This window comes from Novosphingobium sp. 18050, assembly GCF_902706195.1.
Lineage (GTDB): Bacteria > Pseudomonadota > Alphaproteobacteria > Sphingomonadales > Sphingomonadaceae > Novosphingobium.
Genome location: NZ_CACSJO010000098.1, coordinates 1 through 431 on the forward strand (window position 1 = coordinate 1; position 431 = coordinate 431).

Annotated in this window: 1 protein-coding gene; it reads right to left on the reverse strand. The window is 68.4% G+C overall.

Going from position 1 to position 431, the window contains the following annotated elements:
- Positions 1 to 7: 7 nt before the first annotated feature.
- The coding region (locus tag GVL61_RS24555; protein ID WP_159983882.1) for a DUF1795 domain-containing protein at positions 8 to 431 on the reverse strand (424 nt) is incomplete at its 5' end.

The following is a 431-nucleotide window of genomic DNA, read 5'->3' on the forward strand; positions in this document are numbered from 1 at the left end:
GTGCCGCTCATGCGCGCAGCACGAAGCTGGCCAGCACGCCGTCGACCTGCCGGTGGTGCTCGTCGGTGAAGGGCACGGGCAGCGAGAAGGTGAGGTTGAGCACGGTGCGGCCGTCGGGCAGCAGGAACAGCGACTGCACGTGGTGCACCATGCGGCCCTGCTGCTTGTAGCTCACGGTGAACTTCGATCCGCCGATCTTCTGCTCCGGCGCACCGAGCGTGGCCGGCTGCACCTCGCCGCGGCTGAATTTGGCCACCTGCCGCGACAGATCGCCCAGTTGGCGCTGCAGGAACTGCGGCGGGGTCTCACCGGCTTCGAGCAGGTCCTTGGAAATCGCGACGGTCATCTCGCCCGTGCCCGGCGTGGGTGCGAGCAGGTGCACGGTGCGGTCGGTGACGTGGTCCGGGGCTTCGATGTGGCCCTCGTTGAAG